The organism is Pseudomonas sichuanensis, assembly GCF_024749065.1.
GTDB lineage: Bacteria > Pseudomonadota > Gammaproteobacteria > Pseudomonadales > Pseudomonadaceae > Aquipseudomonas > Aquipseudomonas sichuanensis.
This window is the reverse complement of record NZ_CP087185.1, coordinates 3,012,822-3,027,301: the sequence shown is the minus strand read 5'-3', so window position 1 is coordinate 3,027,301 and position 14,480 is coordinate 3,012,822. Positions and strand designations below refer to the sequence as shown.

15 protein-coding genes are annotated in these 14,480 nt (G+C 63.8%); 5 read left to right on the top strand and 10 right to left on the bottom strand.

Annotation, left to right across the window (positions count from 1 at the left end; genetic code table 11):
* Positions 1–16: 16 nt before the first annotated feature.
* Both LOY51_RS13700 and LOY51_RS13695 read right to left on the bottom strand, forming a co-directional pair.
* Positions 17–2,017, bottom strand: coding sequence for a peptidase U32 family protein (locus LOY51_RS13700; RefSeq protein WP_258641648.1), 2,001 nt, complete (start codon positions 2,015–2,017; stop codon positions 17–19).
* A 268-nt stretch (positions 2,018–2,285) separates the two neighbouring features.
* Positions 2,286–2,666 carry a RidA family protein gene (locus LOY51_RS13695; RefSeq protein ID WP_258641647.1) on the bottom strand — a complete coding sequence of 127 codons (381 nt, stop codon included), beginning with the start codon at positions 2,664–2,666 and terminating at the stop codon, positions 2,286–2,288.
* Positions 2,667–2,836: 170 nt separating this feature from the next.
* On the opposite strand from LOY51_RS13695, the gene LOY51_RS13690 reads away from it, so the two are divergent.
* On the top strand, positions 2,837–3,538 hold the full coding sequence (locus tag LOY51_RS13690) for a tRNA (adenine(22)-N(1))-methyltransferase (protein ID WP_258641646.1): 702 nt from the start codon (positions 2,837–2,839) through the stop codon (positions 3,536–3,538).
* On the opposite strand, the gene LOY51_RS13685 is transcribed toward LOY51_RS13690, so the two are convergent.
* Together LOY51_RS13685 and LOY51_RS13680 are read right to left on the bottom strand one after the other, a co-directional pair.
* Positions 3,535–4,833 (bottom strand): MFS transporter, encoded by a 1,299-nt coding sequence (locus LOY51_RS13685; RefSeq protein WP_258641644.1) that lies wholly within the window; start codon positions 4,831–4,833, stop codon positions 3,535–3,537. The genes LOY51_RS13690 and LOY51_RS13685 overlap by 4 nt on opposite strands.
* Before the next feature lie 117 nt (positions 4,834–4,950).
* Positions 4,951–5,211, bottom strand: coding sequence for a DUF2790 domain-containing protein (locus LOY51_RS13680; RefSeq protein WP_258641643.1), 261 nt, complete (start codon positions 5,209–5,211; stop codon positions 4,951–4,953).
* A 113-nt stretch (positions 5,212–5,324) separates the two neighbouring features.
* Between LOY51_RS13680 and LOY51_RS13675 the strand changes: the two genes are divergently transcribed.
* Positions 5,325–6,257, top strand: a complete 933-nt coding sequence (locus LOY51_RS13675) for a LysR family transcriptional regulator (RefSeq protein ID WP_125464115.1) — start codon at positions 5,325–5,327, stop codon at positions 6,255–6,257.
* A 77-nt stretch (positions 6,258–6,334) separates the two neighbouring features.
* Here LOY51_RS13675 and LOY51_RS13670 read toward each other — a convergent pair whose 3' ends face one another.
* Positions 6,335–6,889 carry a YbhB/YbcL family Raf kinase inhibitor-like protein gene (locus tag LOY51_RS13670; RefSeq protein ID WP_258641641.1) on the bottom strand — a complete coding sequence of 185 codons (555 nt, stop codon included), beginning with the start codon at positions 6,887–6,889 and terminating at the stop codon, positions 6,335–6,337.
* Positions 6,890–6,938: 49 nt separating this feature from the next.
* Positions 6,939–7,268, bottom strand: coding sequence for a hypothetical protein (locus LOY51_RS13665; protein ID WP_258641639.1), 330 nt, complete (start codon positions 7,266–7,268; stop codon positions 6,939–6,941).
* A gap of 243 nt (positions 7,269–7,511) precedes the next feature.
* On the opposite strand from LOY51_RS13665, the gene LOY51_RS13660 reads away from it, so the two are divergent.
* On the top strand, positions 7,512–8,474 hold the full coding sequence (locus LOY51_RS13660; RefSeq protein ID WP_258641638.1) for a hypothetical protein: 963 nt from the start codon (positions 7,512–7,514) through the stop codon (positions 8,472–8,474).
* A gap of 75 nt (positions 8,475–8,549) precedes the next feature.
* On the opposite strand, the gene LOY51_RS13655 is transcribed toward LOY51_RS13660, so the two are convergent.
* The gene (locus LOY51_RS13655) at positions 8,550–9,827 is read right to left on the bottom strand and encodes an MFS transporter (RefSeq protein WP_125858652.1); all 1,278 of its coding nucleotides are present in this window, start codon (positions 9,825–9,827) and stop codon (positions 8,550–8,552) included.
* 735 nt (positions 9,828–10,562) lie between these two features.
* On the opposite strand from LOY51_RS13655, the gene LOY51_RS13650 reads away from it, so the two are divergent.
* Positions 10,563–11,438 carry an AEC family transporter gene (locus tag LOY51_RS13650; protein ID WP_125858651.1) on the top strand — a complete coding sequence of 292 codons (876 nt, stop codon included), beginning with the start codon at positions 10,563–10,565 and terminating at the stop codon, positions 11,436–11,438.
* Positions 11,439–11,467: 29 nt separating this feature from the next.
* Here the strand turns inward: LOY51_RS13650 and LOY51_RS13645 are convergent, their stop codons facing one another.
* Both LOY51_RS13645 and LOY51_RS13640 read right to left on the bottom strand, forming a co-directional pair.
* Positions 11,468–11,686: a hypothetical protein gene (locus tag LOY51_RS13645; RefSeq protein ID WP_125858650.1), complete on the bottom strand. Its 219-nt coding sequence runs from the start codon at positions 11,684–11,686 to the stop codon at positions 11,468–11,470.
* Positions 11,687–11,810: 124 nt separating this feature from the next.
* Positions 11,811–12,428: an SEN1982 family lipoprotein gene (locus LOY51_RS13640; RefSeq protein WP_125858649.1), complete on the bottom strand. Its 618-nt coding sequence runs from the start codon at positions 12,426–12,428 to the stop codon at positions 11,811–11,813.
* Between the two features lie 211 nt (positions 12,429–12,639).
* On the opposite strand from LOY51_RS13640, the gene ppk2 reads away from it, so the two are divergent.
* Positions 12,640–13,458 (top strand): polyphosphate kinase 2, encoded by an 819-nt coding sequence (ppk2, locus tag LOY51_RS13635; RefSeq protein ID WP_258641637.1) that lies wholly within the window; start codon positions 12,640–12,642, stop codon positions 13,456–13,458.
* Between the two features lie 20 nt (positions 13,459–13,478).
* Here the strand turns inward: ppk2 and LOY51_RS13630 are convergent, their stop codons facing one another.
* Positions 13,479–14,447 carry a ribonuclease Z gene (locus LOY51_RS13630; protein ID WP_125858647.1) on the bottom strand — a complete coding sequence of 323 codons (969 nt, stop codon included), beginning with the start codon at positions 14,445–14,447 and terminating at the stop codon, positions 13,479–13,481.
* Positions 14,448–14,480 lie beyond the last annotated feature (33 nt).

Genomic DNA, 14,480 nt, shown 5'->3' with positions numbered 1-14,480 from the left:
TCGCAGCGCAGAACGATCAGTGCGGCGCGCGCGGGATGGTCTTGAGCAGGTCTTCCGGGCTGATGTGCCCGACCACCTGGGCCACGGCGCTGCCTGGGGTGGGCAGGTCGATGATATGGCTCTTCATCTTGCCGATCACATGCATCTCGCACGGCTTGCAGTCGAACTTCAGGGTGAGTACTTCATCGCCCTGAATCAGCTGCATCGGTGCGACCTTGGTACGCACGCCGGTGACGCCCTTGGCCTGCTTGGGGCACAGGTTGAAGGAGAAGCGCAGGCAGTGCTTGGTGATCATCACCGGCACTTCGCCGTGCTCTTCATGGGCCTCGTAGGCGGCGTCGATCAGTTGCACGCCATGGCGGTGGTAGAAGTCGCGGGCCTTCTGGTTGTAGACGTTGGCCAGGAACGACAGGTGCGACTCGGGGTACACCGGCGCTGGCGTGGTCTCGGCCTTGCGAGCGCCACGGGGGTGGGCCTTGACCCGCGCCTCGGTCAGCGCCTCGATGGCTTCGCGGCGCAGGGCCTTGAGCTGCGAGTTGGGTATGAAGTACGCCTGCGGCGCGTCCAGCTCGATGGCGTTGGCGTGGTACATGGTGGTGCCGAGCTGGCCGAGCAGGTCGTGCAACTGGTCAAGCGCCTGTTGCGGCTTGTTGGCGGCGCCGAACGGGCCATCCAGGGCCACCTGCACGCTCACGCCTTCCTCGCTGCTGAGGGTCAGCATCAGGCGCTGCTCGCGCAGCACCGCGTGCCACTCGACGCCCACCCGGCGCTCGGCCGAGGTGCGCTGCAGGGCTTGTTGCCAGTTGTGGTCGAGGTTGCGCGACAGCGGGTGGTTGGGGCGCAGCTTGTACAGGCCCTCGGGCATCTCGTTGGGCTCGACGCGGTAGCGGTAGCGCTTCTGGCCGTCGTCTTCGGACTCGCTCTTGAGTTCGGCGATGTTGGCGCGGAAACCCACCACCTCACGCTTGACCAGCACATTGAGGCCGTCGCCGTTGCTCAGGGGGACCTCGGTCACTACCTGCAAGTCGCGCTTGCCGACTTTCTCCACCACGCCCACCGGCAGGCCGGTGAAGGTCGGCGAGTCGAAGGCGCCGATGTCGATCTTGCGGTCGCTGACGAAGTAGTCGGTGCTGCCGCGGTGGAAGGTCTTGTCCGGGTCGGGCACGAAGAAGTGCTCGGTGCGCCCGCTGGAGGCGCGGGCCAGCTGCGGGCGGCCTTCGAGGATGGCGTCCAGCTCTTTGCGGTAGTGGGCGGTGATGTTCTTCACATAGCCCACGTCCTTGTAACGGCCCTCGATCTTGAACGAGCGCACGCCGGCATCCACCAGGTCGGCCAGGTTGGCGGTCTGGTTGTTGTCCTTCATCGACAGCAGGTGCTTCTCGAAGGCGACCACACGGCCCTGGTCGTCCTTGAGGGTGTACGGCAGGCGGCAGGCCTGGGAGCAGTCGCCACGGTTGGCGCTGCGCCCGGTCTGGGCGTGGGAGATGTTGCACTGGCCGGAGAAGGCCACGCACAGTGCGCCGTGGATGAAGAACTCGATGGCCGCGTCGGTTTCGGCGGCGATTGCGCGGATTTCCTGCAGGTTCAGCTCACGGGCCAGTACCAGCTGCGAGAAACCGGCCTGGTCGAGGAACTTGGCCCGGGCCAGGGTGCGGATGTCGGTCTGGGTGCTGGCGTGCAGCTCGATCGGCGGGATATCCAGCTCCATCACCCCCAGGTCCTGCACGATCAGCGCATCGACCCCGGCGTCATACAGCTGATGGATCAGCTTGCGCGCCGGCTCCAGCTCGTTGTCGTGGAGGATGGTGTTGATGGTGGTGAACACCCGCGCGTGGTAGCGCCGGGCGAACTCCACCAGGTCGGCGATCTCGCTGACCTCGTTGCAGGCGTTGTGGCGCGCGCCGAAGCTCGGGCCGCCGATATAGATGGCGTCAGCGCCGTGCAGAATCGCCTCGCGGGCGATGCTCACGTCACGGGCAGGGCTGAGCAGTTCCAGGTGGTGCTTTGGAAGGGACATGTCGTTATAGGTTCGGGCTGTCACGGTAAGGCGGGCATTGTAGCGGTGAAATGGGGTGGTGGCATCCCCGGGCTGCTGGATGGGGCGGGAAGGGTTGCTGCGCAGCCTCTCGCTCGCTGGGCTTGTACGTCCGTTGTAGGAGCGGCCTCGTGCCGCGAAAGGGCTGCGAAGCGGCCCCAGGATCTGAGTGACACCTCAAGATTGCCGGGGCTGCTGTGCAGCCCTTTCGCGACACAAGGCCGCTCCTACAAGGGGCGTGCGACAGGGCTCAGCCCTTTGCCGCCATCGCCGTCACTTCGACTTTCATGCCTTCTACCGCCAGCGAGGCCACGCCAACCGCCGCGCGCACCGGCCACGGCTTGCTGAAGAAGCGCTGGTACACCTCGTTGAACGCCGGGCGGTCGGCCATGTCGGTGAGGTAGATGGTCAGGTGCAGCACCCGGTCCATCGAGCTGCCGGCGCGCTCCAGGGCCACTTTAAGCGCCTGCAGGGTGCATTCGCTTTGAGTGGTGATGTCGCCCAGCTCAAGGCTGCCGTCGGCGCGGGTAGGGATCTGGGTGCTGACCAGCACGCCGTTGTACTCGGCCACGTCGGACGAGATGGAATCGGCGTCCGGGTCCGGGGTAAAGATGATGCCGTCGTTTACCATGGAGTGTTCTGCCTTGCACGGGTGGAAAGCCCGCAAGCCTACGCGAGCGCCAGGGGCGGGTCGAGCCGTGGCCGTGGTCGCGCCGATTTGATAAGCGCGGCGGCCCACGGCAGAATCGCGCCCCGACCCGGCCGCAGGCGCCGGGCCCTGGGTGATCAAAGAGGCAACCGTTGAATCAACACACTTTGTCCACGCGCCTCGAGCGGGTGGCGGCGCATATCCCGGCCGGGGCACGGCTGGCTGACATCGGCTCGGACCATGGCTACCTGCCGGTGGCGCTGCTGCGCCGTGGCGCGATTGCCGCGGCAGTGGCTGGCGAAGTGGCGCTGACGCCCTTCCAGGCCGCGCAGCGCACCGTGCGCGAAAACGGCCTGGAGGCACAGGCCACCGTGCGCCTGGCCAGCGGCCTGGCGGCCATCGAGCCGCAAGATGGGATCACTGCCGTGAGCATCTGCGGCATGGGCGGCGAGACCATCCGCGACATCCTCGAGACCGGCAAGCAACGCTTGAGCGGCAAGGAGCGCCTGGTGCTGCAGCCCAACGGCGGCGAGCAGCCGCTGCGCCAGTGGCTGATGGACAACGACTACCGCATCCATTGCGAAGAAGTGTTGCGGGAGAACCGCTTCGATTACGAAATCATCGTTGCCGAGCGCTGCGAGGGGGTCGCCTACAGCGCCGAACAGCTGTACTTCGGCCCGCTGCTGATGGAACAGCGCAGCCCGGCGTTCCTGTTCAAGTGGCAGCGCATGCTGCGCCAGAAGCAGCAGACGCTCGACAATTTCGAGCGTGCCCGCCAGCCGGTGCCCGAGGACAAGGTGCAGGACATCGCCCGTCAGGCCCGCTGGATCAGCGAGATGCTCGCCGCCGCCTAACGCGGGTTGGCCACGCTGGCCGGCACTTTAAGCACCAGCAGGCCCCCGAACACAATGGCCACCGCCAGCACTTGCAGCGCCAGGCCAGGGCTGTTGGCGGTGTCGCGCATCCAGCCGATCAGGTAGGGCGCGAGAAACGAGGCGATACTGCCGAACGAACTGATCATGGCGATCCCCGCCGCCTGGGTGCTGCCCGCCAGGAACGCCGGGGGCAGTTGCCAGAACATCGGCAGCGCGGCACTGGCGCCCATGCCGGCCACTACCAGGCCACTCATCACCAGCAACGCATTGCCCGGTGCCAACCCGGCCACGGCGATACCGGCGGCGGCCATCAGCAGCGGCACGCACAGGTGCCAGCGGCGCTCCCGATGGCGGTCCGACGAGCGCCCGCAACCGAGCATGAACAGACAGCCGGCCAGGTAAGGCACGGCGCTGAGCAGGCCGACCTGGCCATCGCTGCCGATCCCGGCGCCATGGATCAGGCTAGGCATCCAGAACGCCAGGGTGTTCACCGCCAGCATCACCGCAAAATACACGGCCACCAGCAGCCACACCTGGGCATTGCCCAGCAGGCCCGTCAGCGAACTGACCGGTTTGCGCTGTTCTTCGCCGTCCAGTTCTTCGCGCAGGGCGCGTTTCTGTTCGGCGCTGAGCCAGCTGACCTGCTCGAAGCTGTCCGGCAGCCACTTGAGCACCACCAGCCCCAGCAGCACCACGGGCAAACCTTCGATCAGGAACATCCACTGCCAGCCGCGCAGGCCGCCGTGGTCATGGAAGGCTTGCAGGATGCCGCCGGACAGCGGCCCGCCGACCACCCCGGCCAAGGGCACGGCGATGGCGAACAGCGCGGTCACCTGGGCCCGGCGCCTGGCCGGGTACCAGCGGTTGAGCACCACCAGGATACCGGGGAAGAAGCCCGCTTCGGCCACGCCGAGCAAAAAGCGCAAGGTATAGAAGCCGGCTGCGTCCTGCACCCACAGCATGCCGGTGGACAGCAGGCCCCAGACCACCATCAGCGTGGCGATCCAGCGGCGTGGGCCAACCCGGTCCAGGGCCAGGTTGCTGGGCACGCCGAACAGCGCGTAGGCCACGAAGAACAGGCCGGCGCCCAGGCCGTACACAGTGTCGGAAAAGCCCAGGTCGGCGCTCATCTGCATCTTGGCGAAGCCGATGTTGATGCGGTCGAGGTGGGCGAACAGGTAGCACACCAGCAGCAGCGGCATCAGCCGCCAGGTGATGCGTGCATGGGTGGCGGCCGGCGAATGGGCGGGCAGGGCAGCAGCGGTTTCGATCATGATCGGCTTCCGGAACGTTCTTGTAGTTGTTCCGGACGATCATGGGGCGGCAAGGCAGGTGGGCAAATGCACTTTGGGCAAGACGGCTGGTATTTTTCCCGGCCGTTTGCGCAGGCGTCACTGCTGCGAGCAATTGCCCATTTCGCGGTAGTCGACCTGGTGGGTCTGGCCCTGATGGTCGACGTAGACCATGTGCGCGGTGCCCACCTGGCAATCGGCGGCGTTGCTGGCCGGGGTGATCGAGATGACCTTGGCCACGTCCATCGGCATGCCGTATTCGTAGCTGCTGCTCACGGGCAGCTGGGTGGCGCTGTCGGCGAAGGCGCCGAACGAGGCGAGGGTGGCGGACAGGGCGACAACAGCGATCGAACGTTTCATGACAGGCTCCTCGTTTGCGGGATGTGTCCATGATCCATTCATTGGTGTTTCACAATAAATGGGTTAACCCGTGATAGATTCCTGCCTTTCATGTATGAATGAGAGCCCACCTCATGGACATGCTGCATGCGATGCGCACCTTTGCCCGGGTAGTGGAGTGCGGCAGTTTCGCTGCCGCCGCCAACGCCCTGGACATCTCGGCGGCGCAGGTGTCGCGGATTGTCGCGGAGCTGGAAAACCAGCTGCAGACCCGCCTGCTGCACCGCACCACCCGGCGCCTGCGCATGAGCGAGGCGGGCGAGCGTTTTCTCGAGCGCTCGCGGCAGATCATGCTGCTCACCGAAGAGGCCATGGACGAGGCCCGTGGCGCCCACCTCACGCCCCGCGGCCGGCTGCGCTTGCACTGCACCCATGGCCTGGGCCTGTTGATGATGCCGCTGGTGGCGCGCTACAACGCCTCCTGCCCGGAAGTGGTGATGGAGTTGACCTTGTCGCAGCGCAACCCCGACCCGCTGGCCGAGGGGCACGATGTGGTGATCGCCATTGGCCAGGGCTTGCCCGATTCGCAGCTGATCGCCATCCCGCTGGGCAGCATCCACAGCATTCTCTGTGCCTCGCCGGATTACCTGGCCCGGCACGGCGTGCCCAAACAGCCGCAGGACTTGCACGCGCACACCTGCCTGCGCACCGTCGATCCGCTGTTCGAAGAGGACTGGACCTTCGGCAAGGCACCGGAAAGCTGCGTCATCGCGCCCCAGGACACCTTCCTCACCAATGTCGCCGACGCGATGGTCAAGGCCACCGAGCTGGGCATGGGGGTGGGGTTGCTGCCGTACTACTCGGCCAGCCAGGCCATGCAGGAAGGGCGCCTGTGCCGGTTGCTGGCGCCGTATCGGCTGCGCCAGCGTGAGATCTATGCGATCTACCCGTCGCGGCATTACCTGGATGCCAAGGTGCGGACCTGGATCGATTACCTCAAGGAGCAACTGCCATTGCTGTTCGCCGAGCACCAGCGGGTGGTGGATGAGGCGCAGTATTGGCGGTAGGCGGAGGGCCATCGCGGGGCAAGCCCGCTCCCACGCAATCCGTGGGAGCGGGCTTGCCCCGCGATGACTGCGTCAGATCAATGCCCGTAACGCCCCACCAGGCTCTGCGCCCCCAGCGCATGGCCTTGCAGCGCCTTCAGCAACCCTTGATGGTTCAGCTCCCCGGGCAGGCTGCCAGGGGCAAGATCAGTGGCGATCAGGGTCAGCACATAGTGATGGGGATTGTCGCCCGCCGGTGGGCAAGGCCCGCGATAGGCCATGGCACCACGGGAGTTGAGGCCCAGCGCGGCCACCGGGCTACTCTGGCCGCCAGCACCTTCCTCCAGGCCACCGGAGGCCGGGTCGATGTTGTAGGCCAGCCAGTGCACCACCCCCAGCCCCTTGCCACCATCGGGGTCGAACATCACCAGTACCAGCGAGCGGGTGCCCTGCGGCAGGTTGGTCCAGCTCACCTGCGGTGACTTTTCCTCGCCACTGCCACAGGCAGGGTCCGCGCCCACCTGCTGCAGCGCGATCACCCCACCGTCGGTGAACGACGCCGAACTGATGTCCAGGGCGGGGCTGTAGTTGACCGAGGCGGCGAATGCCCCCGTGGGCAGCAAGGCAAGCAGCAACCAGTACCTGAGGTTCATGCCAGGTCTCCAGGGCAGGGGCGTCGTTCAGCAGTGTAGCCAAGGCCCGTCAATGGCTGTCCTGGTCCTCGGCGGTGCCGCCGGTGTGCCCGGCACCGCTGCCGGTAGCCTCGCCGGTACTGTTCGAGCCACCGGCAGCACCGTCGGCCGCATCGGCGTTGGTACCGGTGTCGCTGCTGTCGTTGCCCTTGCCGCCACCGGGGTTGTTGACACTGCTGCCATCACCGGCGGTGGAGCCTCTGGGCTGATCGCCTGTGGAGTGCTCGACCTTCTGTGGCTCGGTTCCGCTGCCGTAGGTAGTGGAAGCGGCGAAACTGGAAGCAGAGGCGATCGCTAAACAAAAGGCCAGCATGAGAGTGAGCGAGCGAGTGCGAGCCATGGTGATTCTCCTATCGGCTAGGTTGTAGATGCTTTGGCTTTTTCGATTTCAAGAAGTGCATCGAGGTCGACGAACGGCCGTGTAACGGTCGCTCATCAGTCTCCGGCCATCATCGGGGTGAAAAGGGGCACCATCGAATTGACAGTTTTGTGAAATCGTAACTATATTATTTTTCCTTGCCATGATGCGAGCCACAGTGGCATGGTTCAGCAAGGAATATTAATTACAGGGAAAGAGGTGGTTATGAGTTTTGTTTACGGTCGAAAAAGCTTTGTCGAAGTTGCTGAAGATTTCGCTCGACTGCTTGACGAATTTCAGAGGCTGCTTGTCAAGCACGGGTCCAATACAAATGTGCGCAATACGAAGTTGGGTTTTTATGAGCGGCAGCTCAAAGAGATATCCAGCTTGCCAAACCAGGATGCAGCCATGCTGGCGTCCATTGTAACGCGCTATAATCTGTTAAATCGACTGTTTCCGCGGCCTGAAAATATAAAGATAAAGGATGCGGATCTGATGAAGTTGCTTGAAGGGGCAAGTGACCTTCAGGAGAAAGGACAAGAGTACAACGACACGTTCTTCGAGCTTTCAATGGCGCTTAGATTTTTGCCGTCCGAAAAGGCCACCGTAAACCTGGATATGACAACTATCTGCGACGTAATCGTTAATGAAGAACTAGCGGTGGAGTGTAAGTATCTGCATGGAATAAAAGGGTTGCGACCGAACTTGAGCAAAGGACTAAAGCAGCTCGATGAGCGTGTCGAAAAAAAGCTGGCATCCTACGGATTTGTTGCGCTTGATTTATCTGCCTTGGTGGACCATCAAAAGATTTGGAATTTTGCCCAGTCCGTATTTTCTGAATTTTTAGGGGTCTATGCAAAGCTGGAGGAGAGAAATAAGTTGGCTGCAGGTGGTATTTTGCAGCACGCAACTAAGGATAAGAACTTCGAGAAAATTATTTCTTCGTTTGTCTCATTGCAGATTGAGTCAGTCTTTTATGGCGAGCTGGGGGATCACGAAGTTGAAAAAATGTCGAAGCATTGCCTAGGGGTGTTATTTCAGTGCTCTGTCGATTTGGTATTTGAGCACGACGAAGAGCTGCTGCCTGTTTCGATCAGGGCGATGAATTACTTCATCAATCCGTCTATTCCTGCGTCGCAACATGACGAAATTCGCCACGCCATAAAAAATTTGGCTTCCGGTATCTGATGAGGGTCTAATGCTGAGATTGCATTGGTGTTATCACTGCAACAGTCACTAGACGCTCATCAGTGGCATAACACACTAAATCATCTCGGCGTTATCATTCTTCAATGGCGGGTGCTCCTGGGCGGCATGCATCAGGTCCTCGGTCACCCGCAGTTCGGCGCCGGTCGGCGAGAAGGTAGTGGCCGCCGTGAACGGCGCCGGGTGCTCAGGTTTCGGACGCTTGCCGCGGCGCCAGAGGAAGAAGCCGACCATCGCCAGGTTGATTGCGGCGAATGCCCAGAACAGCCCGACTTCGCCGTACGAGGTCATCATCGGCGAAATGGTCAGCGGCGCCATGGCCGAGCCCAGCGAGTTGATCAGCAGCAGGCCCTGGATCATCGGCACCAGGGCATCAGCCGGCGCGCGGTCGGCAGCGCTGCTGACCGCCACCGGGTAGAGCGCGAACACCCCGCCACCGAGCAGGAACAGCAGGGCGGGCAGCAGCACGGTGTCCACCGGCAGCACCACGATCAGCAGCGACAGCACGGTGCACATCGCCGCCAGGGCGATCAGCACATCCTGACGGTCCTTGCGGTCGGACCAGCGCCCCACCGGGTATTGCAGCAACATGGCGCCGAGAATCACCCAGGCCATCATTTCGCCGACCTCGCCCACGTCCAGCCCGACCCGCTGCAGGTACAGCGGCAGCAGGGCATAGATGCCGGCAATCGCCACGCCGGAGCCGAAGCAACCGACCAACCCGGTAGGCGCCACGCCCAGCAGCTGGCGTGGTTTGAGCGGCTCGACCTGGTCGAGCAACGGCGACACCCGCGGCAGGATCACGATCGGCAGCACCGACAGGGTGGCGAGCATGCCGGCCAGCATGAACGGCGCGGTGTCGCCCCAACTGGTGATCTCGCCCAGGGCCGCCTGGGCGATCACCCCGGCGCCATAGAAGGCGATCATGTACAGCGCCAGCAGGCGGCCACGGATCTTGGCGTCACCGGCCAGCAGCAGCCAGCTTTCGATCACCAGGAATACCCCCACCGCAGCCCAGCCGTTGAGCAGGCGCAGGATCGACCACCAGGTGGTGTCGTAGAACAGGCCCTGCAGCAGGATGGTCGCGCCGATCAGCGCGGCGAAGCTGCTGTAGGCGCGGATATGGCCGATGCGCAGGATCAACCGGTCGTTGACGATTGCGCCGAGGGTCAGGCCGATGAAGTAGGCCGAGGACACCACGCCAATGGTGGTCGCCGATTCGCCTGCGGCGTCCAGGCGCAGGGTGGTCAGGGAAGACATGAAGCCATTGCCCAGGGCAATGATGAACAGGCCGAGCAGGGGTGCCAGCGCCATCGCCAGCAAACGCGGAGACATACGTACCTCAAGGTTGGAATAAGCCAAGCTGCGCCTTTTGCGCTGCGTGCACGGAATGCGACCTGGGCAAGGGTCAACCGCTGGACCTCAAGGGGAGGCCGGGCGGGGGCGGTTGAGCCTGTGGCACATGCGCGATGTGGCGAGAGGCGCGGACGCTGTCCTTGCGGGCGGTTGCCACCGAATGGGCGACGGGCGAAAAGGAGGCGGGATTTTACGGGCTGTGGCGGATTTGCCAAGAGGGCGTTGGCTGCGACGAGAGGCCGCAGGCCGACGAGTATCTGCACAGTACCCGTCTGCCTCAGAAAACATATCGGACAATCAGCATTAATAACAATTGTTAAATATCTGAATCTAAACAAATATTTATTCTAGAATTTACTTTAACTATTGATGATCACGCTCAATTTTCGCCCCGACGATGAATTTAAGGCGAGCACCAGGAGGTGCTGATGCGATCTCCGGTGGACCCCGAGGCGTACGCCGGCAGGGCTGCAGCGCCTATGAGATCGAGCGCCGCCCGCGGCGCTTCGCGGGTAAACCCGCTCCCACATGAACCGCGCCGCATCGTACCTGTGGGAGCTGGCTTGCCAGCGATGAGGCCAGCACTGACAACATAAGACAGTTGCTCCCACACGAACCGGTCAGGCCAAGGTTGCCAGCCGTGGCGCACGGCGATGCCACTTGGAGGCATAAATACGCATAATGCGCGGCAGGTTTTCAGGGAGATCCTACACAATGCTGGCCTCGTTGTTCGCCGTCCTGGCCCCCGTGTTCATCGTCGCCGGTATCGGCTACACCTGGGCCCGCCGTGGGCTGGACTACCCGACCGAGTTCATTGCGCGGGTGGTCATGACCGTCGGCACGCCCGCGCTGGTGCTGTCCACGCTCAACCGCACCCAACTCGATCCCGCCGCCTTCACCAGCATGGCCCTGGCCTGCGTGCTGTGCATGCTGGGCATGGCGCTGACCGGCTACCTGGTATGCCGCCTCAGTGGCCGGCACTGGCGCGTGCTGATGCCGGCTTTCATGTTCCCCAACACCGGCAACATGGGCCTGCCGATCAGCCTGTACGCCTTCGGCGAGCACGGCCTGGCCCTGGCGGTGGCGTTCTTCCTCACCTTGTCGATCTTCCAGTTCACCCTGGGCATCGCCATTTCCGGTGGCGCCGCCTCGTTCAAGGCGCTGTTGCGCAACCCAATCGTGATCAGCCTGGCCGGCGCCATGCCGCTGATCTTCTTCGATGTCGAACTGCCGCGCTGGCTGGCCAACACCGCCGACCTGCTGGGCGGCATGACCATCCCGTTGATGCTGCTGACCCTCGGCGTTTCCCTGGCCAGCATTCGCCCGCAGCACATCGGCAGCGGCCTGGTGCTGGGTGGGTTGCGTATCGTGCTGGGGGCGGTAGTGGGCTGGGCGGTGGGTACCGCGCTGGGGCTTCAGAGCCTGGAGCGGGCGGTGCTGGTGGTGCAGTCGTCGATGCCGGTGGCGGTGTTCAACTACCTGTTGGCAGTGCGGGCCAACCGCGAACCCGAGCAGGTGGCCAACCTGGTGATGTGCTCGACGCTGTTGTCGTTCGTGTGGTTGCCTGCAGTGCTGGCCTGGTGGTTGTGAGGGCCGGGCATTGCCGGCCCTCGCGGGCATCAGCTGCAAGGCTTGCTATTGAGTGCATCGCCCTGGCGCGGCGCTTGCGCCTGCGACTGGACATGGGCATCGCGTTTGGCGACTGCCTCGGCCTGCTGCTGACGTTGTTGCGCCAACTGCTCGTTGCGCGCTTGCAGACGCTCGGCGCCGCCTTCGGCGAAGGCTGAAGTGGCCGAGGTCGCGGCCAGCAGGGCGAGGGCGAAAGACAGGGATTTCATGGTGTGACTCCATCGTTGAACCGGAAAACCGGCCGCGCAGCGGCCGGGGCGGGGCAAGGATGGCGACTGCGGATTTTCTCAGGATTAACACAAGGCTCAAGCGCGCGGCCGTTCGCGGCGGCCCTCAATTGGGCAACTGCTGTTGCACCCAGCCTTGCTCGGTCAAAGCCATGCTGGCAGTTGCCTCAAGCGGCTGGCGACTGCTGTTGAACGCCTTGCCCAGGCCTTTCACGCTGGCTTGCACCGACGCATCGCCAGCCCATTCAGGAAGCTCGCTGACCCTGTAGCGGTAGGTCACCCTCGATACCGTCCTGCCAGCCTGTTCGGTCGGCTCAGTGAACTGCTCGATGGTGGTGACCTGGGCCTTGCCGAAGCACAACCCGCCGATCTTGCTGTCACCTGCGTCGGCCTTGTAGTACTTGCGGCCTTCATCGGTCAGCGCGTAGGCGTAATAGATGTCGGTGCGTGCCGGTTGCCACAGGCGGGCAGGCACTTCAGTGCGGGCAATCTCTTTCTCGCTGACCACACCGACCTGAGCCAGGGCATGCAACGCTTTGTTGTTGCCGTCCACGTCGAAATCGCGGGTGCGGGTAGGGAAGCTGCTGATCACGAAACAATGCGGGTACTGGCTGTCGAGCCAGGTTTGCGCGGCCTGACGCAGGCTGGCCTCGGTGGCTTGCCGGTCGTCCGAGCAGCCGAGCAGGGTCGCCAGCAGGGCCAGCGGTACGAGCTTCCTGTCCATCGTGGGGGCTTCCTTGAATTGCCAAAATGCAGGTCTAGCGCCGGCCAGGGCCAGCGGCGACAGGATTAAAACCCGCGGGCCAGAGCGGCCGCAATCGTGGCAAGTGGACATGCCGGCAGCCCGCCCGGCAAATCGCCGAGGCTCATCCATACTGCTCTGATCCGCCACGGCAGCGCCGCGGCATTCAGCGGTTGGCACAGGGGAGCAGACGATGGCCAAGGTTGCGGGCAAGAAAAACAAAGGTAACGACACCGGGAAGCTCGGGCGCAAAGACTATGAGAGCGAACTGAAGAAGCTGCACGTGGAGCTGGTCAAACTGCAGCAGTGGGTGGTGGAGAAGGGCCTCAAGGTGTGCATCATCTTCGAAGGCCGCGATGGCGCCGGCAAGGGCGGCACCATCAAGGCCATCACCGAGCGCGTCAGCCCCCGGGTGTTCCGCGTAGTGGCGCTGCCGGCGCCGACCGAACGCGAGAAGACCCAGATCTACGCCCAGCGCTACCTCACCCATTTGCCGGCCGCCGGTGAAGTGGTGATCTTCGACCGCAGCTGGTACAACCGCGCCGGTGTCGAGCGGGTAATGGGCTTTTGCACGGATGAACAGTCACACAAGTTCCTGACCGTGGTGCCGATGTTCGAGCGGATGATGGTCGAGTCGGGGATCATCCTGCTCAAGTACTGGCTGGAGGTCAGCGCCGAAGAGCAGACCCGCCGCCTGCAGGACCGCATCGACGACGGGCGCAAGCTGTGGAAGCTGTCACCCATGGACCTCAAGTCGTACAACCGTTGGGACGAGTACACCCGCGCCCGCGACGACATGTTCGCCGCCTCCGACTCGTCCTGGGCACCGTGGTTCATGGCCCGCTCCGAGGACAAGCGCAAGGCGCGGCTGAACATCATCAGTCACCTGCTGCAGCAGGTCCCGTACAAGGACCTCAGCCACAAGCAGAAGATCGAGCTGCCCAAGCGCGGCAAGATCGGCAAGTACAAGTCGCAGCCTTACCCGTTCAAGATGGTCGGCGAGCGCTACTGAAGCAGGGGCCTGGGCTGGCCTCAGGCCTTGTCCAGCGCTTCGAGCCGGCCGTCACGCCCGAGGTGATAGCGCTGCAGGTCCTGCGCCAGGGTCAGGTGGCCGCTGTAATGCGCCATTGCTTCCTCGCGCACTTCGGCGATCGAGTTGCCACGGCCGTTGGCCGTGGGCTGGTAACGGGCACTGAAGTGGGTCAGCACCAGGTTCTTCACACCCGCGGCGTTGGCAAAACGCGCCACCTGCGCTGCGGTGCTGTGGCCGAAAGTGGTCTGGCTGCGCTCGACCACCGGCTGGGTGAAGGTGGCTTCGTGTACCAGCACATCGACGCCCTGGGCCAGTTCGGCAAGCAGTTCGGGGCGGTCGTTGTCACCGCAGACGATGATCCGTTGCGGGGCGCGCGTGGGTTGCAGGTAATCACGAGGCTCGAGGGTGCGGCCCTCATGGGTGACGGCCAGGCCATGGGCCAGTTGCCCCCAAAGCGGCCCGGCCGGGATACCGTCGGCCTTCAGGCGGGCGGTATCCAGCCGCGGTGCGGGGTCGCGCTCATCGAACACGTAGCCCCAGGAGGGCACGCGGTGCGACAGCTCGATCGTGCTCACCTCGACATTGCCGGCGCTGAAGCCTTTGAAGGTTTCCAGCGCCTGCAGCTGCAATTCGAACGGCAGGAAGGTCTCGCTCACCGCCAGGCTCTGGCGCACCCAGCCAAGCAGGGCGTCGGGCAGGACCAGCGGCAATGGCTCCTGGCGCCCGCTCATGCCGGCGCTGGCCAGCAGGCCGGGCAGGCCGAAGCAGTGGTCGCCATGCACGTGGGTGATGAAAATCCCGCGCAGGTCCCGCATGGAAAGCGGGCTGTGCAGCAACTGGTGCTGGGTACCCTCGCCGCAATCGACCAGATACCAACCGTGGCCGGTGGATTCGATGACAGCGGTGGCGCTGACGTTGCGGGCCTTGGTGGGCACACCGGAGGAGGTGCCCAGAAACTGCAGGTCCATTGCCTGACTCCTTGACATGACGGCTTTCCTTCC

Coding starts and splice junctions, on each gene's coding strand:
- LOY51_RS13700 (WP_258641648.1), bottom strand. CDS start 2,017: ATGTCCCTTCCAAAGCACCACCTGGAACTGCTCAGCCCTGCCCGTGAC.
- LOY51_RS13695 (WP_258641647.1), bottom strand. CDS start 2,666: ATGGTAAACGACGGCATCATCTTTACCCCGGACCCGGACGCCGATTCC.
- LOY51_RS13685 (WP_258641644.1), bottom strand. CDS start 4,833: ATGATCGAAACCGCTGCTGCCCTGCCCGCCCATTCGCCGGCCGCCACC.
- LOY51_RS13680 (WP_258641643.1), bottom strand. CDS start 5,211: ATGAAACGTTCGATCGCTGTTGTCGCCCTGTCCGCCACCCTCGCCTCG.
- LOY51_RS13675 (WP_125464115.1), top strand. CDS start 5,325: ATGGACATGCTGCATGCGATGCGCACCTTTGCCCGGGTAGTGGAGTGC.
- LOY51_RS13670 (WP_258641641.1), bottom strand. CDS start 6,889: ATGAACCTCAGGTACTGGTTGCTGCTTGCCTTGCTGCCCACGGGGGCA.
- LOY51_RS13665 (WP_258641639.1), bottom strand. CDS start 7,268: ATGGCTCGCACTCGCTCGCTCACTCTCATGCTGGCCTTTTGTTTAGCG.
- LOY51_RS13660 (WP_258641638.1), top strand. CDS start 7,512: ATGAGTTTTGTTTACGGTCGAAAAAGCTTTGTCGAAGTTGCTGAAGAT.
- LOY51_RS13655 (WP_125858652.1), bottom strand. CDS start 9,827: ATGTCTCCGCGTTTGCTGGCGATGGCGCTGGCACCCCTGCTCGGCCTG.
- LOY51_RS13650 (WP_125858651.1), top strand. CDS start 10,563: ATGCTGGCCTCGTTGTTCGCCGTCCTGGCCCCCGTGTTCATCGTCGCC.
- LOY51_RS13645 (WP_125858650.1), bottom strand. CDS start 11,686: ATGAAATCCCTGTCTTTCGCCCTCGCCCTGCTGGCCGCGACCTCGGCC.
- LOY51_RS13640 (WP_125858649.1), bottom strand. CDS start 12,428: ATGGACAGGAAGCTCGTACCGCTGGCCCTGCTGGCGACCCTGCTCGGC.
- ppk2 (WP_258641637.1), top strand. CDS start 12,640: ATGGCCAAGGTTGCGGGCAAGAAAAACAAAGGTAACGACACCGGGAAG.
- LOY51_RS13630 (WP_125858647.1), bottom strand. CDS start 14,447: ATGGACCTGCAGTTTCTGGGCACCTCCTCCGGTGTGCCCACCAAGGCC.